The organism is Pseudomonas aegrilactucae, assembly GCF_019168305.1.
GTDB lineage: Bacteria > Pseudomonadota > Gammaproteobacteria > Pseudomonadales > Pseudomonadaceae > Aquipseudomonas > Aquipseudomonas aegrilactucae.
Genome location: NZ_JAHTBI010000001.1, coordinates 1 through 20,158, shown reverse-complemented (window position 1 = coordinate 20,158; position 20,158 = coordinate 1). Strand labels below are relative to the sequence as shown.

At 64.8% G+C, this 20,158-nt stretch carries 19 protein-coding genes; 8 read left to right on the top strand and 11 right to left on the bottom strand.

Annotated elements, in window-relative coordinates:
* Positions 1 to 888 carry a LysR family transcriptional regulator gene (locus KUO17_RS00095; protein ID WP_217973036.1) on the bottom strand — a complete coding sequence of 296 codons (888 nt, stop codon included), beginning with the start codon at positions 886 to 888 and terminating at the stop codon, positions 1 to 3.
* Positions 889 to 1,024: 136 nt separating this feature from the next.
* Between KUO17_RS00095 and KUO17_RS00090 the strand changes: the two genes are divergently transcribed.
* Both KUO17_RS00090 and KUO17_RS00085 read left to right on the top strand, forming a co-directional pair.
* Entirely contained in the window at positions 1,025 to 2,674 is a 1,650-nt protein-coding gene (locus KUO17_RS00090) for a GMC family oxidoreductase (protein ID WP_217973035.1), read from the top strand.
* 96 nt (positions 2,675 to 2,770) lie between these two features.
* Positions 2,771 to 4,393, top strand: a complete 1,623-nt coding sequence (locus KUO17_RS00085; protein WP_217973034.1) for an MFS transporter — start codon at positions 2,771 to 2,773, stop codon at positions 4,391 to 4,393.
* 273 nt (positions 4,394 to 4,666) lie between these two features.
* Here the strand turns inward: KUO17_RS00085 and KUO17_RS00080 are convergent, their stop codons facing one another.
* The 4 genes from KUO17_RS00080 to glyQ are packed head-to-tail and all read right to left on the bottom strand — an operon-like array spanning position 4,667 to position 9,009.
* Positions 4,667 to 5,437: a lysophospholipid acyltransferase family protein gene (locus tag KUO17_RS00080; protein ID WP_217973033.1), complete on the bottom strand. Its 771-nt coding sequence runs from the start codon at positions 5,435 to 5,437 to the stop codon at positions 4,667 to 4,669.
* Between the two features lie 21 nt (positions 5,438 to 5,458).
* Positions 5,459 to 6,001 (bottom strand): D-glycero-beta-D-manno-heptose 1,7-bisphosphate 7-phosphatase, encoded by a 543-nt coding sequence (gmhB, locus tag KUO17_RS00075; RefSeq protein WP_217973032.1) that lies wholly within the window; start codon positions 5,999 to 6,001, stop codon positions 5,459 to 5,461.
* A 3-nt stretch (positions 6,002 to 6,004) separates the two neighbouring features.
* Positions 6,005 to 8,059, bottom strand: a complete 2,055-nt coding sequence (gene glyS / locus KUO17_RS00070) for a glycine--tRNA ligase subunit beta (RefSeq protein WP_217973031.1) — start codon at positions 8,057 to 8,059, stop codon at positions 6,005 to 6,007.
* Positions 8,056 to 9,009, bottom strand: coding sequence for a glycine--tRNA ligase subunit alpha (gene glyQ, locus KUO17_RS00065; protein WP_043862242.1), 954 nt, complete (start codon positions 9,007 to 9,009; stop codon positions 8,056 to 8,058). Before glyQ ends, glyS begins: the two co-directional genes overlap by 4 nt.
* A gap of 81 nt (positions 9,010 to 9,090) precedes the next feature.
* Here glyQ and KUO17_RS00060 point away from each other — a divergent pair, with 81 nt between their 5' ends.
* Entirely contained in the window at positions 9,091 to 9,642 is a 552-nt protein-coding gene (locus KUO17_RS00060) for a DNA-3-methyladenine glycosylase I (RefSeq protein ID WP_217973030.1), read from the top strand.
* Positions 9,643 to 9,681: 39 nt separating this feature from the next.
* Positions 9,682 to 10,569 (top strand): lysophospholipid acyltransferase, encoded by an 888-nt coding sequence (locus KUO17_RS00055; protein ID WP_217973029.1) that lies wholly within the window; start codon positions 9,682 to 9,684, stop codon positions 10,567 to 10,569.
* A 104-nt stretch (positions 10,570 to 10,673) separates the two neighbouring features.
* Here the strand turns inward: KUO17_RS00055 and KUO17_RS00050 are convergent, their stop codons facing one another.
* The 5 genes from KUO17_RS00050 to def are packed head-to-tail and all read right to left on the bottom strand — an operon-like array spanning position 10,674 to position 15,194.
* Complete coding sequence (locus KUO17_RS00050) at positions 10,674 to 10,982, bottom strand: tetratricopeptide repeat protein (RefSeq protein ID WP_217973028.1); 309 nt, start codon at positions 10,980 to 10,982, stop codon at positions 10,674 to 10,676.
* 12 nt (positions 10,983 to 10,994) lie between these two features.
* Positions 10,995 to 12,368: a Trk system potassium transporter TrkA gene (gene trkA / locus KUO17_RS00045; RefSeq protein ID WP_217973027.1), complete on the bottom strand. Its 1,374-nt coding sequence runs from the start codon at positions 12,366 to 12,368 to the stop codon at positions 10,995 to 10,997.
* 19 nt (positions 12,369 to 12,387) lie between these two features.
* Positions 12,388 to 13,701 carry a 16S rRNA (cytosine(967)-C(5))-methyltransferase RsmB gene (rsmB, locus tag KUO17_RS00040; protein ID WP_217973026.1) on the bottom strand — a complete coding sequence of 438 codons (1,314 nt, stop codon included), beginning with the start codon at positions 13,699 to 13,701 and terminating at the stop codon, positions 12,388 to 12,390.
* Entirely contained in the window at positions 13,698 to 14,630 is a 933-nt protein-coding gene (gene fmt, locus KUO17_RS00035) for a methionyl-tRNA formyltransferase (RefSeq protein ID WP_217973025.1), read from the bottom strand. The genes rsmB and fmt overlap by 4 nt, the downstream gene beginning before the upstream one ends.
* Positions 14,631 to 14,687: 57 nt before the next feature.
* Entirely contained in the window at positions 14,688 to 15,194 is a 507-nt protein-coding gene (gene def / locus KUO17_RS00030; protein ID WP_217973024.1) for a peptide deformylase, read from the bottom strand.
* A 209-nt stretch (positions 15,195 to 15,403) separates the two neighbouring features.
* On the opposite strand from def, the gene dprA reads away from it, so the two are divergent.
* Together dprA and tsaC are read left to right on the top strand one after the other, a co-directional pair.
* Positions 15,404 to 16,501 (top strand): DNA-processing protein DprA, encoded by a 1,098-nt coding sequence (gene dprA, locus KUO17_RS00025; RefSeq protein ID WP_217973023.1) that lies wholly within the window; start codon positions 15,404 to 15,406, stop codon positions 16,499 to 16,501.
* Between the two features lie 39 nt (positions 16,502 to 16,540).
* Entirely contained in the window at positions 16,541 to 17,098 is a 558-nt protein-coding gene (tsaC, locus tag KUO17_RS00020; RefSeq protein ID WP_217973022.1) for an L-threonylcarbamoyladenylate synthase type 1 TsaC, read from the top strand.
* Between the two features lie 93 nt (positions 17,099 to 17,191).
* On the opposite strand, the gene KUO17_RS00015 is transcribed toward tsaC, so the two are convergent.
* Complete coding sequence (locus KUO17_RS00015) at positions 17,192 to 18,169, bottom strand: NADPH:quinone reductase (RefSeq protein ID WP_217973021.1); 978 nt, start codon at positions 18,167 to 18,169, stop codon at positions 17,192 to 17,194.
* Positions 18,170 to 18,324: 155 nt separating this feature from the next.
* On the opposite strand from KUO17_RS00015, the gene hemF reads away from it, so the two are divergent.
* On the top strand, positions 18,325 to 19,251 hold the full coding sequence (gene hemF, locus KUO17_RS00010) for an oxygen-dependent coproporphyrinogen oxidase (RefSeq protein ID WP_217973020.1): 927 nt from the start codon (positions 18,325 to 18,327) through the stop codon (positions 19,249 to 19,251).
* Positions 19,252 to 19,303: 52 nt separating this feature from the next.
* Positions 19,304 to 20,128, top strand: coding sequence for a shikimate dehydrogenase (gene aroE / locus KUO17_RS00005; protein WP_217973019.1), 825 nt, complete (start codon positions 19,304 to 19,306; stop codon positions 20,126 to 20,128).
* The last annotated feature ends 30 nt before the right edge of the window (positions 20,129 to 20,158 follow it).

Sequence of the window (20,158 nt, the reverse complement as noted above, 5' to 3'; positions counted from 1 at the left end):
TCATTCGGCGAGCAGGGCATCCTGCTCATCGGCGCACAGCGCCAGCAGATAGTCCCATACCACACGCAAGCGCACCGACTTGTGCAGTTCGCGGCGCGTGCTGATCCAGTAACTGCGCTGGATGGTTTCGCTGGGTACCACCCTGACCAGTTGCGGGTCGTGGCGCGCCATGTAGTTGGGCAGCACCGCAATGCCCAGCCCGGCGCGTGCGGCGTGCTGCTGGGCAATCACGCTGGTGCTGCGAAACACCACGTTGGGCGAGCGGCAGAAGCTGTTGAGAAACAGCAGCTCCTGGCTGAACAGCAAGTCGTCGACATAGCCGATCCAGCTGTGCCGGGCCAGGTCCTCGCGGCTTTCCAGTGGCGCGGCGCGGGCCAGGTACGCAGGGCTGGCGTACAGCGCCAGGCGATAGTCGGTCAGCTTGCGGGTTATCAACAGGTCGGCATGCGGGCGTTCCAGATGAATGCTGATCTCCGCCTCGCGGTTGATGATGCTGACAAACCGGGGCACCGCCACCAGTTCCACCTCCAGTCCCGGATAGCGTTCGAACAGGCCGCCCATGCGCGGGGTGAAGAACATGATGCCGATGCCTTCGGTCACCCCCAGGCGGATCTTGCCCAGCGGCGTGATGGCCTGGGTGATTTCCTCCTGGGCGAGCAAGGCGACGTTTTCCATCGCCTCGGCATGCTTGAGCAGTGCCTGGCCGGAGGGCGTCAGCTCATAGCCTTGAGCATGCTGCACGAACAGCGCGGTGCCCAGGCTGCTCTCGATGCTTTCGATATGCCGGGCCACGGTGCTGTGGGTGGTGTTGAGGCGCTTGGCGGCGGTCAGCAGGCGGCCGCTGCGCTGCAACTCGAGAAAAAACCGCAGATCATTCCAGTCGAACATGCTTTTCCTTGTGAATCAGAGGCTCACCCGCGTTGTTCTAAAACGCACAGCAGTTGCGTGAAATCTAACGTTTTCAACTCGAAAATAATCAATAACACTGGCCGCGACAAGAATAAAAATCAGGCGCGAGGTCTTCATGGCACCAGCCGATCATTCCTACGACTACGTGGTAGTCGGTGCCGGTCCTGCCGGCTGTCTCCTGGCCAATCGGCTGTCTGCCGACCCGGCGTGTCGCGTGCTGCTGCTCGAAGCTGGCGGGCGCGACAACTACCCCTGGATCCACATCCCGGTGGGCTACCTCTACTGCATTGGCAACCCGCGTACTGACTGGTGCTTCAAGACCGAGGCGCAACCCGGGCTCAACGGGCGCAGCCTGGGTTATCCGCGGGGCAAGGTGCTGGGCGGCTGTTCTTCGATCAACGGCATGATCTACATGCGCGGCCAGGCAGGTGACTACGACGCTTGGGCAGGCGAAGGCAATCCGGGCTGGGCGTGGAACGATGTACTGCCGCTGTTCAAGGCCAGCGAAAACCACTTCGGCGGTACCAGCGAACTGCATGGCGGTGCGGGCGAATGGCGGGTCGAACGCCAGCGCTATTCGTGGGCGATACTCGACGCATTTCGCGAGGCAGCCGCGCAGAGCGGTATTGCCAGCATCGACGATTTCAACGGTGGGGATAACCAGGGCTGTGGATACTTTCAGGTCAACCAGCGCAGCGGTGTGCGCTGGAATGCAGCCAAGGCTTTTTTGCGGCCTGTGGATAAACGCCCCAACCTGACCGTGCTCACCGGGGTCGAGGTCGACAAGGTGCTGCTCGACAACGGCCGTGCCAGCGCTGTTCAAGCGCGCTGGCAGGGCGTCGGGCAGCGCTTTGACGCACGCCGCGAAATCATCCTGTGCGCAGGTGCCGTGGGCTCGCCGGGGATACTGCAACGCTCGGGCATCGGCCCGCGGCCGCTGCTCGAACGTCTCGGCATCCCGGTGCTGCACGAACTGCCTGGAGTGGGCGGCAACCTGCAGGACCATTTGCAACTGCGCCTGATCTACCAGGTGAGCAATGTGCGCACCCTGAACCAGGTCGCCAACAGCCCGTGGGGCAAGTTGGGCATGGGCCTGCGCTATCTGTACGACCGCAGCGGCCCGCTGGCCATGGCGCCGAGCCAGTTGGGCGCGTTCGTGCGCTCGCACCCCGAGCAGCCCAGCCCCAACCTGCAATACCACGTGCAGCCGCTGTCGCTGGACCGTTTCGGTGAGCCGCTGCATCGCTTTTCGGCGTTCACCGCCTCGGTGTGCAACCTGCGCCCGTTGAGCCGCGGGCGTGTGGATATCCGCTCGGCCAACCCGGCGGACGCACCGCTGATAGACCCAAACTACCTGAGCGATCCCGAAGACCTGCGTGTGGCCGCACAAGCCATCCGCATCACTCGCAAGATCGTGCAGGCCCCTGCCCTCGCCGCCTTCGCCCCGGTGGAGTACCTGCCCGGTGCGGCGCTGGACAGCGAAGCGCAGCTGCGCGAGGCCGCCGGCCAGATCGGTACCACCATCTTTCACCCCGTGGGTACCTGCCGCATGGGCAACGGGCCGCTGGACGTGGTAGATGCGCAACTGCGCGTACACGGCGTGCCCGGGCTGCGCATTGCCGACGCCTCGATCATGCCGCAGATCACCTCCGGCAATACCTGCTCACCCACCTTGATGATCGGCGAAAAGGCCGCGCAATTGATCCTTCAGGCTGCATCGGCAGCCAGCAACAGCAGTGGCAAGACCGCGTTAGCGACGCCCTGAGGGCGGCGTGGCAAGTGACGTCGGCAGCAGTCAGCCGGCGTCGACAGTGGACAACAACAATAATCACTGTGCCCCGATGGGGCCGAGGACAGCACGATGTCGGACACCATTCAGGAGCAGGGCGCTGCAGCGGGGGCGAACAGCCGCCGGGAAGAACGCAAGATCATTTTCGCGTCATCCCTCGGGACGGTTTTCGAGTGGTATGACTTTTTTCTCTATGGGGCGCTGGCGGTCGTCATCAGCAAGCAGTTCTTCGCCGGGGTCAACGACACCACGGCGTTCATCTTTGCGCTGATGGCGTTTTCCGCCGGGTTCCTGGTGCGCCCCTTCGGCGCACTGGTGTTCGGCCGCCTGGGCGACATGATCGGGCGCAAGTACACTTTCCTGGTGACCATCGTGCTGATGGGCCTGTCGACCTTTGCCGTGGGCCTGCTGCCCAACTATGCCAGCATCGGCATCGCCGCACCGATCATCCTGGTGGTGCTGCGCATGCTCCAGGGCTTGGCGCTGGGCGGCGAGTACGGTGGCGCGGCCACCTACGTGGCCGAGCACGCACCACCGGGCAAGCGCGGCTTCCATACCGGTTTCATCCAGTCCACCGCCACCCTTGGTCTGCTGCTGTCGCTGCTGGTGGTACTGGGCAGCCGCTACATCAGTGGCGACCAGTTCGAAGTCTGGGGCTGGCGCCTGCCGTTCCTGCTGTCGATCGTGCTGCTGGGCATTTCCACCTGGATCCGCATGAGCATGCACGAGTCGCCGGCCTTCGTGAAAATGAAAGCCCAGGGCAAGACCAGCAAGGCGCCGATCCGTGAGTCGTTCGGCTCGTGGGCCAACCTCAAGATCGTGCTCACCGCGCTGTTCAGCATCAATGCCGGCCAGGCAGTGACCTTCTACACCGCGCAGTTCTACGTGCTGTTCTTCATGACCCAGATGCTCAAGATGGACCCGGCCCAGGCCAATACCCTGCTGATCATCAGTGTGGTGATCGGGGCGCCGTTCTTCGTGTTCTTCGGCTGGCTGTCGGACCGGATCGGGCGCAAGCCGATCCTGATGCTGGGCCTGTTGCTGGCCACCGTGCTGTACTTCCCGTTGTTCAAGGCGCTGAGCCATTACGCCAACCCGCAGATCGACGCCGCCAGCCGCCAGGCCCCGATCGTGGTGATGGCCGACCCGCAGGGTTGCACCTTCCAGTTCGACCCGGTGGGCAAGGCGCGTTTCGACAGCACCTGCGACAAGGTCAAGACGTTCCTGGTCAAGCAGGGCCTGCCGTACAGCTCGCAGGCGGTGCCTGCCGGTACCGAAGTGGTGGTGAGCATCGGTGAGCAGCGCATCGACGGCTTCGACGAAGCGGCGATGCGTGCGGCCATCGAGAAGGCGGGCTACCCGGCCAAGGCAGACCCGGCCAGCGTGAACCAGCCAATGGTGGTGCTGCTGATCGTGGCGATGATCCTGATTGCGACCATGACCTATGGGCCGCTGGCGGCAGTGATGGTCGAGCTGTTCCCGACCCGCATCCGCTATACCTCGATGTCGCTGCCCTACCACATCGGCAACGGCTGGTTCGGTGGCTTCCTGCCGACGGTGTCGTTCGCGCTGGTGGTGTACACCGGGGATATCTTCTATGGGCTGTGGTACCCGGTGCTGATCACCGGGGTGAGCCTGGTGGTGGGGATCTTCTGCCTGAAAGAAACCAACAAGGTGGACCTGGACAAGGTGTGAGGCTGCCGGCCCTTTCGCTGGCAAGCCAGCTCCCACAGGGTTACGGGTAATCTCAACATTGCGCGGTACCTGTGGGAGCTGGCTTGCCAGCGAAGGGGCCCGAAAACAATCCACAAAAAAACCGGCTTAAAAGCCGGTTTTTTTATCGCGCGAAAAAACTTATGCACGATTTTCATGAAACAGTCATACAGAGAAATAAGTATTTAAATCATCAACTTAGATGATTTCTATGAAAGAAATCCAAATACTGCACACAGGTTATCCACAGATCGATCAGGCTACTGGCTGCGCGTCATTCGGCGCTTGTGCCGGCAGTGAACCGAGGTCGCGCTGGGTCTGCTCGTTCCAGGCCGCGGCCCGCTCGTTGAGCGCTGCGATCGCACGCGGGCCGGTGCCTTCGGCGTACATCGGTTCGCCAATCACCACCTCGATGGTGCCTGCGCGCTTGCCCCAGCCTTCCTTGGGCCAGTACTTGCCGGCGTTGTGTGCAATCGGCAGCACCGGCAGGTTGGCGTTCACCGCCAGGGCAGTACCGCCGCGGGAGAACTTGCCGATCTGGCCGAACGGCACGCGGGTGCCCTCAGGGAAGATCAGTACCCATACGCCGTCCTTGAGCAGCTTGTCGCCTTCGGCGGCCACCTGCTTGAGGGCGGCCTTGGGGTTGTCGCGGTCGATGGCGATCGGCCGCAGCATGGCCATGGCCCAGCCGAAGAACGGCACGAACAGCAACTCGCGCTTGAGCACCTGGCTCAAGGGCTGGAAATAGGCGGAGAGAAAGAACGTCTCCCAGGTGCTCTGGTGATTTGACAGGATCACACAGGGTTGCGCCGGGATGTTTTCAGCCCCGGTAATCTTCACCCGGATGTTCAGAAACACCCGTACCAGCACCAGCGCGAAGCGGCACCAGTACACGTTGATGAAGCGATAGCGTGCGCGGAACGGCAAGAACGGCGCGATAAAAAAGCTCAGGGTGCACCACAGCAACGAGCTGGTACCCAGCAGCAGGTAAAAAAGAAAAATTCTGATCGCCTGCAGGATCGACATAGCGGCATGTACCGTTGCGGGCTAACCCGCCTGTTTGTGGATAAGTGCACTGGCGATGGACGCCAGGTCATCGAAAATCAGCGTTGCCTCGGGCACGCCTTTGCTCAGGGTCTGTTCACCCTTGCCGGTCTTTACCAAAACCGGTTGTGCATCGACGGTGCGCGCGGCTTGCAGGTCACCCTTGCTGTCACCCACGAACCACACGCCGGCCAGATCGACCGCGTAATGGTTGGCGATGGCATGCAGCATGCCCGGCTTGGGCTTGCGACAGGCGCAGCCTTCGTCCGGGCCGTGCGGGCAGTAGACGATCAAGCCCACCTCGCCACCCTGCTCGGCCACCAGCGTGCGCAGGCGCGCATGCATGGCGTCGAGGGTGGCCAGGCTGTAGTAACCGCGGGCGATGCCCGACTGGTTGGTGGCGACTGCCACCGTCCAGCCGGCCTTGCTCAACTGCGCGATGGCCTCGATCGAACCCGGGATGGGAATCCACTCGTCCAGCGACTTGATGTAGGCGTCGGAGTCCTGGTTGATCACCCCGTCCCGATCGAGAATCAGCAGCTTCACGGATTACCCCAGCAGCGAGATGTCGGCCACGCCCAGGAACAGACCGCGCAGGCGGCTGAGCAGGGCATAACGGTTGGCACGCACGTTGGCGTCTTCGGCATTCACCATCACCGCTTCGAAGAACGCGTCCACCGGCTCGCGCAGCGCGGCCAGGCGTGCCAGCGACTCGCTGTACTGACGGGCAGCAGCCATCGGTTGCACGGCCTGGTCGGCCTGCTGGATGGCCGAGTACAGCGAGAACTCGTTGGCGTTGTCGAAGTACTTGGGCTCAACGGTGCTGGCCACGGCACCTTCGGCCTTGCTCAGCAGGTTCGACACGCGCTTGTTCACCGCGGCCAGGGCAGCGGCTTCGGGCAGCTTGCGGAAGGCCTGCACGGCCTGTACACGCTGGTCGAAGTCGAGTGCCGAACCCGGCTTGAGGGCACGTACCGAGAGGTAGGTGGCGACATCGATGCCTTCGTCTTCATAGCGCGCACGCAGGCGGTCGAAGACGAATTCCAGCACCTGCTCGCTCAGGCCGGCAGCCTTGACCTTGGCGCCGAACTGGGCAACGGCGAAGCTCACCGCCTCGTTCAGGTCCAGGTCCAGCTGCTTCTCGATCAGGATGCGCAGCACGCCCAGGGCGGCGCGACGCAGCGCATACGGGTCCTTGCTGCCGGTGGGCAGCATGCCGATGCCGAAGATGCCGACCAGGGTGTCGAGCTTGTCGGCGATGGCCACGGCCGCACCGGTCAGGGTCGACGGCAGTTCGGCACCGGCACCGCGCGGCATGTACTGCTCGTTCAGGGCCAGCGCGACGTCTTGGGCTTCACCGTCGTTGAGGGCGTAGTAGTAACCGGCGACACCCTGCATCTCAGGGAACTCGCCGACCATCTCGGTGGCCAGGTCGCACTTGGACAGCAGGCCGGCACGTGCGGCGCGCTGGGCGTCGCCACCGATACGCTGGGCAATGAAGGCGGCCAGCTTGGCCACGCGCTCGGCCTTGTCGAACACGCTGCCCAACTGCGCCTGGAACACTACGTTCTGCAGGCGCTCGTTGAAGCTTTCGAGCTTCTGCTTCTTGTCCTGCTTGAAGAAGAACTCGGCGTCGGTCAGGCGCGGGCGCACGACCTTCTCGTTGCCTTCGATGATCTGTTTCGGATCGCGGCTCTCGATGTTGGCCACGGTGATGAAGCGCGGCAGCAGCTTGCCGTCCACGTCCAGCAGGCAGAAGTACTTCTGGTTGTCCTGCATGGTGGTGATCAGGGCTTCCTGCGGCACGTCTAGGAAACGCTCCTCGAACGAGCACACCAGCGGCACCGGCCATTCGACCAGCGCAGTCACTTCGTCGAGCAGGGCCGGCGGCACGATCGCGGTGCCTTCCTGCAGGGTGGCCAGCTCCGCGGTGCGCTTGCTGATCAGCGCGCGGCGCTCGTTGGCATCGGCCAGCACATAGGCGGCGCGCAGGTCGGACAGGTAGTTGGCCGGCGAGGTGATACGCACCGCTTCGGGGTGATGGAAGCGATGGCCACGCGAATCGCGACCGGCCTTCTGGGCGAGAAGGGTGCAGTCGATGACCTGGTCACCGAGCAGCATCACCAGCCACTGGGTCGGGCGCACGAACTCTTCCTTGCGGGCACCCCAGCGCATGCGCTTGGGGATCGGCAGGTCGTTGAGCGAGTCTTCGACGATGGTCGGCAGCAGGCTGGCGGTCGGCTTGCCGGCGATGCTCTGGCTGTAGCGCAGCTTGGGTCCGCTCTGGTCGATTTCGCTGAGGTCCACACCGCATTTCTTGGCGAAGCCCAGGGCGGCCTGGGTCGGGTTGCCATCAGCGTCGAAGGCGGCCTGGCGTGGCGGGCCGTCAAGGTTGACGCTGCGGTCCGGCTGCTGGGTAGCCAGGGCGGTGATCAGCACGGCCAGGCGACGCGGCGCGGCGTACACGGTCTTGCTTTCGAAGCTCAGGCCGGCCGCCTGCAGGCCCTTGTCGATGCCGGCCAGGAAGGCTTCGGCCAGGGTATTCAGGGCCTTGGGTGGCAGCTCTTCGGTGCCCAGTTCAACCAGGAAATCTTGAGCACTCATTGTGCAGCCTCCAGCTTGGCCAGTACTTCGTCACGCAGGTCCGGGGTTGCCATCGGGAAGCCCAGCTTGGCACGTGCCAGCAGGTAGGCTTGCGCCACGGCACGCGCCAGGGTGCGCACGCGCAGGATGTATTGCTGACGCGCGGTCACCGAGATCGCCCGGCGCGCATCCAGCAGGTTGAAGGTGTGCGAGGCCTTCAGCACCATCTCATAGCTTGGCAGCGGCAGCGGTTGATCGAGTTCGATCAGGCGCTTGGCTTCGCTTTCGTAGAAGTCGAACAGTTCGAACAGCTTGTCGACGTTGGCGTGCTCGAAGTTGTAGGTGGACTGCTCCACCTCGTTCTGGTGGAACACGTCGCCGTAGGTCACCTTGCCGAACGGGCCGTCGGCCCACACCAGGTCGTAGACCGAGTCCACGCCCTGCAGGTACATGGCCAGGCGTTCCAGGCCATAGGTGATCTCGCCGGTCACCGGGTAGCATTCGATGCCGCCCGCCTGCTGGAAGTAGGTGAACTGGGTGACTTCCATGCCGTTGAGCCAGACTTCCCAGCCCAGGCCCCAGGCGCCCAGGGTCGGCGATTCCCAGTTGTCTTCGACGAAGCGGATGTCGTGCACCAGCGGGTCGAGGCCCACGTGCTTGAGCGAGCCCAGGTACAGCTCCTGGAAGTTGTCCGGGTTCGGCTTCAATACCACCTGGAACTGGTAGTAGTGCTGCAGGCGGTTCGGGTTTTCGCCGTAGCGGCCGTCAGTCGGGCGACGACTGGGCTGCACATAAGCGGCGTTCCAGGTTTCCGGGCCGATGGCGCGCAGGAACGTGGCGGTATGGAATGTGCCGGCGCCTACTTCCATATCGTAGGGTTGAAGTACCACACAACCTTGCTCGGCCCAGTACTGCTGCAGGGCGAGGATCAGGTCTTGGAAGGTACGCACGGCTGGCGTAGGCTGGCTCACGAAATTCACCTTTTCCAGGGCTGCGAATATAAAGAGCGGGAGTATAACCCGATTCGCCCCCGCCTCTACCCATGGAGCCTTATGCCACGCTGCTTTTGGTGTACCGACGATCCGTTGTACCAGGCCTACCACGACAACGAGTGGGGCAGGCCGCAGCGCGAGCCGGGGGCGCTGTTCGAAATGCTGCTGCTCGAAGGCTTTCAGGCCGGGTTGTCGTGGATCACGGTACTGAAGAAGCGCGAGCGCTACCGTGAGGTGCTGTTCGGCTTCGACCCGCAGCGGCTGGCGCAGATGACCGATGCCGAAATCGAGGAACGCATGCTCGACCCCGGCATCATCCGCAACCGCCTCAAGCTCAATGCCGCGCGGCGCAATGCCAACGCCTGGCTGGCGCTGGACAACCCGGCGCAGTGGCTGTGGTCGTTCGTCGGCGGGGCACCGAAAATCAATCATTTCAGCCAGCGCGGCGAGGTGCCGGCGGTGACCGACGAGGCCACGGCGATGAGCAAGGCCTTGAAGAAGGCCGGCTTCACCTTTGTCGGGCCGACCATCTGCTATGCCTTCATGCAGGCCACCGGCATGGTCATGGATCACACCACCGATTGTGATCGTTACGCCGCCCTGCGCCGCTGACGGTTACAATGCGCGGCTTGCAGAAGGAGGAACCTGCCTGTGGATAAGTTCAAGGGCGCCTTGATGGTCGGGGCGTTGCGATTGTTTGCCAAGCTGCCCTGGGCGGCGGTGCAGCGGGTTGGCGCGGCCATCGGCTGGATCATGTGGAAGCTGCCCAACAGCTCGCGCACCGTGGTGCGCATCAACCTGGCCAAGTGTTTCCCCGAGATGGACAGCGCCGAGCGCGAGCGTCTTGTGGGCCGCACGCTGATGGACATCGGCAAGTCGTTCACCGAAAGCGCGTGCGCGTGGATCTGGCCGGCGCAGCGTTCGATCGACCTGGTGCGTGAAGTCGAGGGCCTGGAAGTGCTGCACGAAGCGCTGGCATCGGGCAAGGGCGTGGTGGGTATCACCAGCCACCTGGGCAACTGGGAAGTGCTCAACCACTTCTATTGCAGCCAGTGCAAGCCGATCATCTTCTACCGCCCGCCCAAGCTCAAGGCAGTGGATGACCTGTTGCGCGAGCAGCGGGTGCAATTGGGCAACCGCGTGGCGGCGTCGACCAAGGAAGGCATCCTGAGCATCATCAAGGAGGTGCGCAAGGGAGGCCAGGTGGGCATTCCGGCCGACCCGGAGCCGGCCGAATCGGCAGGTGTGTTCGTGCCGTTCTTTGCCACGAAGGCGCTGACCAGCAAGTTCGTGCCGAACATGCTGGCCGGCGGCAAGGCGGTCGGGGTGTTCCTGCATGCCCTGCGCCTGCCGGACGGGTCGGGCTTCAAGGTGATCCTGGAAGCGGCGCCGGATGCGATGTACAGCACCGATGTCGAGACCTCGGCGGCGGCCATGAGCAAGGTGGTGGAGCGTTATGTGCGGGCGTATCCGAGCCAGTACATGTGGAGCATGAAGCGCTTCAAGAAGCGTCCGCCGGGCGAGACGCGCTGGTATTGAGGGCCCTTTCGCTGGCAAGCCAGCTCCCACAGGTTATTCGCTGCTCTTGAGAGCGGTGCTATCCCTGTGGGAGCTGGCTTGCCAGCGAAGGCCGCAACGCGGTATCAAGCCTTGTCGAGCTTCCTCAGAAACACCGTCATCTCCTTTTCCGCCTGCTTGTCCCCATGCGCCTGCGCTGCCGCCAGCCCTTCGGTCCAGGCCTGCCGCGCCCCCGCCACATCCCCCTGTACCTGATAGGCCTTGCCCAGCAGCTTCCACGCCGCCGAGTACTTGGGGTCGAATTCAATGCAGCGCCGCAGATGCAGCGCCGCCTCGGCGCCATTGCCCTCGTCCAGCCAGGCCTTGCCCAGGCCGAAGCGCAACAGCGAGTTATCCACACCCTTGGCCAGCATCTTTTCCAGCGACTCGCGCATGCCCGTCTCTCCCTAGAAGAAGCTCAATCCCACGTGGAACAGCTTCTCCACATCGCGAATGTACTTTTTATCCACAACGAACAGGATCACATGGTCGCCGGCCTCGATCACCGTGTCGTCGTGGGCGATCAGCACTTCTTCGTCGCGGATGATCGCGCCGATGGTGGTGCCGGGCGGCAGCGCGATTTCCTCGATGGCCTTGCCGATCACCTTGCTCGACTTCGAGTCGCCATGGGCAATCGCCTCGATGGCCTCGGCCGCGCCACGGCGCAGCGAGTGCACGCTGACGATGTCGCCACGCCGCACGTGGGCCAGCAAGGTGCCGATGGTGGCCTGCTGCGGGCTGATGGCGATATCGATCTCGCCACCCTGCACCAGGTCGACATAGGCCGGGTTGTTGATGATGGTCATCACCTTCTTGGCGCCCAGGCGCTTGGCCAGCAGCGACGACATGATGTTGGCCTCGTCGTCGTTGGTCAGGGCCAGGAAGATGTCCGCGTCGGCGATGTTCTCTTCCAGCATCAGGTCGCGGTCCGACGCGCTGCCCTGCAGTACCACGGTGCTGTCGAGGGTGTCGGACAGGTAGCGGCAGCGCGCCGGGTTCATCTCGATGATCTTGACCTGGTAGCGGCTCTCGATGGCCTCGGCCAGGCGCTCACCGATCTGGCCGCCGCCGGCGATCACCACGCGCTTGTTGGTTTCGTCGATGCGGCGCAACTCGCCCATCACCGCGCGAATGTCGTTCTTGGCGGCGATGAAGAATACCTCGTCGTCGGCCTCGATCACGGTGTCGCCCTGCGGCTTGATCGGCCGGTCGCGGCGGAAGATCGCCGCCACGCGGGTGTCGATGTTCGGCATGTGCTCGCGGATCTGGCGCAACTGCTGGCCGACCAGCGGGCCGCCATAGTACGCCTTGACCGCCACCAGCTGGACCTTGCCGTCGGCGAAGTCGATCACCTGCAAGGCGCCGGGGTGCTCGATCAGGCGCTTGATGTAATGGGTGACCACCTGTTCGGGGCTGATCAGCACGTCGACCGGGATCGCTTCGTTGTTGAACAGGCCGCTGCGGGTCAGGTAGGCCGACTCGCGTACACGGGCGATCTTGGTTGGGGTGTGGAACAGGGTGTAGGCCACCTGGCAGGCGACCATGTTGGTCTCGTCGCTGTTGGTCACCGCCACCAGCATGTCGGCATCATCCGCACCGGCCTGGCGGAGCACCGTGGGGAGCGAGGCGCGGCCCTGCACGGTGCGGATGTCGAGGCGATCGCCGAGGTCGCGCAGGCGGTCGCCATCGGTATCGACCACGGTGATGTCGTTGGCTTCGCTGGCCAGGTGCTCGGCCAGCGTGCCGCCGACCTGCCCCGCGCCCAGGATGATGATCTTCATCCGCTCTCCCTTGTGCTGGTTAGTGTCCGCGAACGGCGGCGATCTTGATCAGCTTGGCATAGTAGAAGCCGTCATGGCCGCCTTCCTGCGCCAGCAACTGGCGACCATGCGGCTGGCGGATGCCGGCCTCGGTGGCCAGGTCCAGCTCGCGTGCACCCGGCGTGCGCGCCAGGAACGCCTCGATGACCTCGGTGTTCTCGGTCGGCAGCGTCGAGCAGGTGGCGTAGAGCAGGATGCCGCCGACTTCCAGCGTTGGCCACAGTGCGTCCAGCAGCTCGCCCTGCAGGCTGGCCAGGGCACCAATGTCGTCGGCCTGGCGGGTCAGCTTGATGTCCGGGTGGCGACGGATCACCCCGGTGGCCGAGCACGGCGCGTCCAGCAGGATGCGCTGGAAGCCCTTGCCGTCCCACCAGCTGGCGGTGTCGCGGGCATCGCAGGCGATCAGCTGAGCGTCCAGGCCCAGGCGATCAAGGTTTTCGCGCACACGGGTCAGGCGCTTGGCTTCAAGGTCGATCGCCACCACGGCGTCCAGCCCGGCTTGTGCTTCGAGCAGGTGGCAGGTCTTGCCGCCAGGTGCGCAGCAGGCGTCGAGCACGCGCTGGCCGGGGGCCAGGTCGAGCAGGTCGGCGGCCAGTTGCGCGGCTTCGTCCTGCACGCTGATCCAGCCTTGGTCGAACCCGGGCAGGCCGCGCACGTCGCAGGCCTCGGCGAGCACGATGCCGTCCTGGCTGAACGTGCAGGGCGCGGCTTCAAGGCCGGCCTCGCGCAACAGCCCCAGGTAGGCATCGCGGTGGTGATGACGGCGGTTGACCCGCAGGATCATGGGCGGGTGCGCATTGTTGGCGGCGCAGATGGCTTCCCACTGCTCTGGCCAGAACGCCTTGAGCGATTTCTGCAGCCAGCGCGGGTGCGCGGTACGCACCACCGGGTCGCGTTCGAGCTCGGCGAGGATCTCGCTGCTTTCGCGCTGGGCGCGGCGCAGCACGGCATTGAGCAGGGCCTTGGCCCAGGGCTTTTTCAGCTTGTCGGCACAGCCCACGGTTTCACCGATGGCGGCGTGGGCCGGCACGCGGGTGTACAGCAGCTGGTACAGGCCCACCAGCAGCAACGCCTCGACGTCGGCATCGGCGGCCTTGAACGGCTTTTGCAGCAGGCGTTCGGCCAGCGCCGACAGGCGTGGCTGCCAGCGTGCGGTGCCGAAGGCCAGGTCCTGGGTGAAGCCGCGGTCACGGGCCTCGACCTTGTCCAGCTGAACGGGCAGCGAGCTGTTCAGCGAGGCCTTGCCGCTGAGTACGGCGGCCAGGGCGCGGGCAGCGGCCAGACGCGGGTTCATTGGCCCAGCACCGTGCCGTTGGCGAACTTCTCGCGGCGGCTGTTGAACAGGTCGCTGAAGTTCAGCGCCTTGCCGCCGGGCAGTTGCAGGCGGGTCAGGCACAGGGCCTGTTCACCGCAGGCGACGATCAGGCCGTCCTTGCTGGCGGACAGGATCTGGCCCGGCGTACCTTGGCCCTCGGCCAGGCTGGCGCCCAGCACTTTCAGGGCTTCGCCGCCCAGCGTGCTGTGGCAGATCGGCCACGGGTTGAAGGCGCGGATCAGGCGTTCCAGCTCTTGGGCCGGGCGCGACCAGTCCAGGCGTGCTTCGTCCTTGTTGAGCTTGTGTGCATAAGTGGCCAGCGTATCGTCCTGTACGTCGCCGTGCAGGGTGCCGGCGCCAAGGCCGTCGATGGCTTGCAGTACGGCCGGCGGACCGAGTTCGGCGAGGCGGTCGTGCAGGCTGCCACCGGTATCGCTGGCACTGATCGGGGTGCTGACCTTGAGCAGCATCGGCCCGGTATCCAGGCCCGCTTCCATGCGCATCACGGTCACGCCACTTTCGGCGTCACCGGCCTGCACCGCGCGCTGGATCGGCGCGGCGCCGCGCCAGCGCGGCAGCAGCGAGGCATGGCTGTTGATACAGCCCAGGCGCGGGATATCCAGCACCACCTGCGGCAGGATCAAGCCGTAGGCCACCACCACCATCAGGTCCGGCTTGAGTGCCGCCAGCTCGGCCTGCGCCTCGGGGTTGCGCAGCGTCGGCGGCTGCAGCACCGGGATGGCGTTATCCACAGCCAGTTGCTTGACCGGGCTGGGCATCAGCTTCTGGCCGCGACCGGCCGGGCGGTCCGGCTGGGTGTAGACCGCGATGATTTCATGCTGGCTGGCCAGCAGGGCCTTGAGGTGTTCGGCGGCAAACTCGGGGGTGCCCGCGAAGACGATGCGCATGCAGTTCTCGCTTAAAAAGAAAAAGGCTTGCCGGAGCAAGCCTTCTGGGATGAGGGATCAAGCGTTCTGGCGGTGCTGCTTTTCAAGCTTCTTCTTGATGCGATCGCGCTTGAGGTTCGACAGGTAATCGACGAACAGCTTGCCGTTGAGGTGGTCGCATTCGTGCTGGATGCACACGGCCAGCAGGCCTTCGGCGATCAGCTCAAAGGGCTTGCCGTCGCGGTCCAGGGCCTTGACCCTGACCTTCACCGGGCGGTCGACGTTCTCGTAGAAGCCGGGTACCGACAGGCAACCTTCCTGGTACTGGTCCATGTCGTCGGTGAGCATTTCCAGCTCGGGGTTGATGAAGACCCGCGGTTCGCTGCGGTCTTCGCTCAGGTCCATGACCACCACGCGCTTGTGCACGTTGATCTGGGTCGCGGCCAGGCCGATGCCAGGGGCTTCGTACATGGTTTCAAACATGTCATCGATCAACTGGCGGATGCTGTCGTCCACTTCCGTCACCGGTTTGGCGAGGGTGCGCAGGCGCGGGTCCGGGAATTCGAGGATGTTCAAGATGGCCATAAGCGTATGAGCTGCACTGTGCGATGGGTTGCAAACATGAATGCACATAATAAAGGTATTCGACGCATTCGGCACCTTTCTCAAGGTCCGCTAGGGTTGGAAGGGTGATCGACGGCTACCTGTTCGGGGCAAGTTGTCAAAGTATTATCAACAGAGTTATCCACAGGTTGTTGCAGGTGGTTAACTCGTCAGCGGTCAAGGATGATCCGATGCTTTCCACCTCTTCAGCGGCCTGCCCTGCGGCCGAGCTCGAGGCGCGCGTGCGCCTGCACCGTCTGCCCGACATCGGGCCCAAGGGTTTCCACCAGCTACTGCAGGCGTTCGGCAGTGCCCGTGCGGCCTTGGCCGCGCCGGCGTCGGCCTGGCGCGCGCAAGGCCGCAGCCAGGCGAGCATCGAGGCCCGCGACAGCGCTGCCGCGGTGGCCGGTGCAGCGGCTGCAATGCGCTGGCTAGAGGGGCCTCAGCACCATTTACTGATGTGGGACGACCCCACCTACCCGGCCTTGCTGGCACAACTGAACGATGCCCCACCGCTGCTGTTCATCGCCGGTAACCCGGCCATACTGGAGCGCCCGCAGCTGGCCATCGTCGGCAGTCGACGCGCCTCAAGGCCGGGGCTGGACACCGCCGCAGGGTTTTCCCGGCACCTGGCCCTGGCCGGTTTTGTGGTCACCAGCGGGCTGGCCCTGGGCGTGGACGGCGCTGCGCATCAGGCCGCAATCGATGCAGGCGGGCACACTATCGGCGTGCTGGGCACCGGCCTGCAAAAACTTTATCCACAGCGCCACCGCGCCTTGGCGCAGGCCATGGTCGAGCGTGGTAGCGCGGTGGTTTCGGAGTTCCCGCTCGACGCCGGGCCGGTGGCGGCCAACTTTCCGCGGCGCAACCGCATCATCAGCGGCCTGTCGCTGGGCGTGCTGGTGGTGGAGGCGAGCCTGGCCAGCGGCTCGCTGATCACTGCCCGGCTGGCGGCCGAGCAGGGGCGCGAGGTGTATGCGATTCCAGGGTCCATTCATCACCCGGGGGCCAAGGGTTGTCACCAGTTGATCCGCGACGGGGCGCTGCTGGTCGAAAGCATCGAGCAGATCATCGAGAGCCTGCGGGGTTGGCAAAACCTGCCGCAGGCCCCGCAGCCGATGCCGGTGCACCCGCTGGTTGCATTGCTGCTGGCGGCGCCGCAGACCAGCGAGGGCCTGGCGCTGGCCAGCGGGCAGGCGTTGCCTGGGGTACTGGCCAGCCTGACCGAGCTGGAGCTGGAGGGGCGTGTGTGCAATGAAGCCGGACGTTGGTTTGCCCGGCCGGGCTAAGTACACTGCGCATCAGCCTTGAAATGCGGAGTGACAGCAATGGTGAACAGTTGGCGTGTGCAACAAGCCGCGCGGGAAATTCGGGCGGGTGCGGTGCTGGCCTATCCGACCGAAGCGGTCTGGGGCCTGGGCTGTGACCCGTGGAACGAAGAGGCGGTGGACAGGCTGCTGGCGCTCAAGTCGCGTTCGGTGAACAAGGGCCTGATCCTGATTGCCGACAATATCCGCCAGTTCGACTTCCTGTTCGAGGATTTCCCCGAGCTGTGGCTGGACCGCATGGCCAGTACCTGGCCTGGGCCCAACACCTGGCTGGTGCCGCATCAGGGGATGTTGCCGGCGTGGATTACCGGGGTGCATGACACCGTAGCGCTGCGTGTCAGCGATCATCCGGTGGTACGCGACCTGTGTTCGCTGGTGGGGCCGCTGGTGTCGACCTCGGCCAATCCGCAGGGCCGGCCGGCGGCACGCTCGCGGTTGCGTGTGGAGCAATACTTCCATGGGCAGCTGGATGTGATCCTGGGCGGCAGCCTGGGTGGGCGGCGCAATCCGAGCGTGATTCGCGACCTGGCCAGCGGGCAGGTCGTAAGAGCAGGTTGAACCCCTTCGCTGGCAAGCCAGCTCCCACAGGGTTTTGTGTGCGCCGCGAAACCCTGTGGGAGCTGGCTTGCCAGCGAAGCATTCACCGTCGAGTCAAGGCAACAACACCGTAGACCCCACCGTGCGCCGCGCCGACAGCTCTGCCTGCGCCTTGGCCGCCTGCGCCAGCGGATACCGCTGCTGGATATCCACAGTCAGCTTGCCACTGGCGATCATCGCGAACAGTTCATCGGCCATCGCCTGGGTGTTCTCGGCGTTGTTGGCGTAACTGGCCAGTGTCGGGCGGGTGACATACAGCGACCCCTTCTGCGCCAGAATCCCCAGGTTGACCCCGCTCACCGCCCCCGACGCATTGCCGAAGCTGACCATCAGCCCGCGTGGCGCCAGGCAGTCCAGCGAGGTCAGCCAGGTGTCCTGCCCTACCCCGTCATACACCACCGGGCATTTTTTGCCGTCGGTCAGCTGCAGCACCCGCTGAGCCACGTCTTCGCGGCTGTAGTCGATGGTTTCCCAGGCGCCCAGCGCCTTGGCCCGCGCCGCCTTTTCCGGCGAGCTCACGGTACCGATCAGCTTCACGCCCAGGGCCTTGGCCCATTGGCACGCCAACGAGCCGACGCCGCCTGCGGCGGCATGAAACAGTACCGTCTGGCCGGCCTGCAGGTCGTAGGTCTGGCGCAACAGGTACTGTACGGTCAGGCCCTTGAGCATCACCGCGGCCGCCTGTTCGAAGCTGATGCTCTCGGGCAGTTTCACCAGGTTGGCTTCAGGCAGCGTGTGCACTTCGCTGTAGGCACCCAGCGGGCCGCCACCATAGGCCACGCGATCACCGACCTTGATCCGCGTCACGCCTTCGCCCACCGCCTCGACGATGCCCGCACCCTCGGTGCCCAGGCCCGACGGCAGCGCCGGCGGCGCATACAGCCCGTCACGGAAGTAGGTGTCGATGAAGTTCAGGCCGATCGCCTGGTTGCGCACGCGCACCTGCTGCGCGCCCGGGGCGGCGGGTTCGAAGTCGACCAGGCTCAACACCTCGGGGCCGCCATGCTGGCTGAACTGGATACGCTTGGCCATCTGCACTCTCCTGCTTCATCCGGAAAAACCCCTATCGGACGCCTTTGCTTGATCGCCGTCAACTGCGGGTGCCCCGCTGCGGGTGGTATGCTACGCGCCGAATTCAGCGCCGGCCCCCGCCTGGCCCGGCCTCAGCCCGTTTCCAAGGTGACCTGATGACTACCCGCACCGAGGCCGTGAAAGCCTACCTGCTCGACCTGCAAGACCGGATCTGCGCCGCCCTGGAAACCGAGGACGGTGGCGCTCGCTTCGTCGAGGACGCCTGGGTGCGCGAGGCCGGTGGCGGTGGGCGCACGCGGGTGATCGGTGATGGCAAGGTGATCGAAAAAGGCGGGGTGAACTTCTCCCACGTGTTCGGCAGCGGCCTGCCGCCGTCGGCCAGTGCGCACCGCCCGGAGCTGGCCGGCCGCGGCTTCGAGGCCCTCGGTGTGTCGCTGGTGATCCACCCGCACAACCCGCACGTGCCGACCTCCCACGCCAACGTGCGCTTCTTCATCGCCGAGAAGGAAGGTGAAGAGGCGGTGTGGTGGTTCGGCGGCGGTTTCGACCTCACTCCCTACTACGGCAACGAAGAAGACTGCGTGCATTGGCACCGCGTGGCCGAGCAGGCCTGTGCGCCGTTCGGCGCCGATGTGTACCCGCGCTACAAGGCCTGGTGCGACCGCTACTTCCACCTCAAGCACCGTGGCGAGCCACGCGGCATCGGCGGGTTGTTCTTCGACGACCTGAACGAGTGGGACTTCGACACCTGCTTCGCTTTCATCCGCGCCATCGGCGATGCCTATGTCGAGGCGTACCTGCCCATCGTGCAGCGGCGCAAGGCGCAGGCGTACAGCGCCGAGCAGCGTGAATTCCAGGAGTACCGCCGTGGGCGCTACGTGGAATTCAACCTGGTCTACGACCGCGGCACCCTGTTTGGCCTGCAGTCGGGCGGGCGTACCGAGTCGATCCTGATGTCGCTGCCGCCGCAGGTACGCTGGGGCTACGACTGGAAGGCCGCGCCGGGCAGCGAAGAGGCGCGCCTGACCGAGTATTTCCTGCAGGACCGCGACTGGCTGGGCCTGGACAAGGCCGGTCACTGAACCCATTGTGGATAACGTGCCCGATGTGCCGGGCGGACTCAGGAAGCGCGTCATGGACCAGTATGTTGTATTCGGCAACCCGATCGGCCACAGCAAGTCGCCGTTGATTCACCGGCTGTTTGCCGACCAGACCGGCCAGCAGCTGGAGTACAGCACCCTGCTGGCGCCGCTGGACGACTTCACGGTGTGTGCCCTGGGCTTTTTCAAGCAGGGCCGTGGCGCCAACGTCACCGTGCCGTTCAAGGAAGAGGCGTATCGCCTGGTCGACAGCCTGACCCCGCGCGCGCGTCGCGCCGGGGCGGTGAACACGCTGACCAAGCTGCCCGACGGTGGCCTGCAGGGTGACAACACCGACGGAGCCGGCCTGGTGCGCGACCTGACGCTGAATGCCGGGGTCGAGCTCAAGGGCAAGCGCATCCTGCTGCTGGGTGCCGGTGGTGCGGTGCGTGGTGTGCTCGAGCCGTTGCTGGCGCACGCGCCGGCATCGCTGGTGATTGCCAACCGCACGGTAGAAAAAGCCGAGCAACTGGCCCGCGAGTTCGCTGAGCTGGGGCCGGTGGCCGCGAGTGGTTTCAGCTGGCTGGAAGAGCCGGTGGACCTGATCATCAACGCCACCTCGGCGAGCCTGGCCGGTGAGTTGCCGCCGATTGCCGAGAGCCTGATCGAGCCGGGCGTGACCGTGTGCTACGACATGATGTATGGCAAGGAACCGACGCCGTTCTGTCGCTGGGCCACCGAGCATGGCGCGGCAAACGTGCTGGATGGGCTGGGGATGCTGGCGGAGCAGGCGGCTGAGGCGTTCTTCATCTGGCGTGGGGTTCGCCCGGATACCGCGCCGGTGCTGGATGAACTGCGTCGCCAGTTGGCCCGCGGCTAGGCCATACGGCCCCCTTCGCTGGCAAGCAGC

Coding starts and splice junctions, on each gene's coding strand:
- fmt (WP_217973025.1), bottom strand. CDS start 14,630: ATGCGCATCGTCTTCGCGGGCACCCCCGAGTTTGCCGCCGAACACCTC.
- hemF (WP_217973020.1), top strand. CDS start 18,325: ATGACTACCCGCACCGAGGCCGTGAAAGCCTACCTGCTCGACCTGCAA.
- KUO17_RS00050 (WP_217973028.1), bottom strand. CDS start 10,982: ATGCGCGAGTCGCTGGAAAAGATGCTGGCCAAGGGTGTGGATAACTCG.
- KUO17_RS00085 (WP_217973034.1), top strand. CDS start 2,771: ATGTCGGACACCATTCAGGAGCAGGGCGCTGCAGCGGGGGCGAACAGC.
- tsaC (WP_217973022.1), top strand. CDS start 16,541: ATGGTGAACAGTTGGCGTGTGCAACAAGCCGCGCGGGAAATTCGGGCG.
- aroE (WP_217973019.1), top strand. CDS start 19,304: ATGGACCAGTATGTTGTATTCGGCAACCCGATCGGCCACAGCAAGTCG.
- KUO17_RS00095 (WP_217973036.1), bottom strand. CDS start 888: ATGTTCGACTGGAATGATCTGCGGTTTTTTCTCGAGTTGCAGCGCAGC.
- KUO17_RS00090 (WP_217973035.1), top strand. CDS start 1,025: ATGGCACCAGCCGATCATTCCTACGACTACGTGGTAGTCGGTGCCGGT.
- def (WP_217973024.1), bottom strand. CDS start 15,194: ATGGCCATCTTGAACATCCTCGAATTCCCGGACCCGCGCCTGCGCACC.
- KUO17_RS00015 (WP_217973021.1), bottom strand. CDS start 18,169: ATGGCCAAGCGTATCCAGTTCAGCCAGCATGGCGGCCCCGAGGTGTTG.
- dprA (WP_217973023.1), top strand. CDS start 15,404: ATGCTTTCCACCTCTTCAGCGGCCTGCCCTGCGGCCGAGCTCGAGGCG.
- KUO17_RS00080 (WP_217973033.1), bottom strand. CDS start 5,437: ATGTCGATCCTGCAGGCGATCAGAATTTTTCTTTTTTACCTGCTGCTG.
- rsmB (WP_217973026.1), bottom strand. CDS start 13,701: ATGAACCCGCGTCTGGCCGCTGCCCGCGCCCTGGCCGCCGTACTCAGC.
- trkA (WP_217973027.1), bottom strand. CDS start 12,368: ATGAAGATCATCATCCTGGGCGCGGGGCAGGTCGGCGGCACGCTGGCC.
- glyS (WP_217973031.1), bottom strand. CDS start 8,059: ATGAGTGCTCAAGATTTCCTGGTTGAACTGGGCACCGAAGAGCTGCCA.
- KUO17_RS00060 (WP_217973030.1), top strand. CDS start 9,091: ATGCCACGCTGCTTTTGGTGTACCGACGATCCGTTGTACCAGGCCTAC.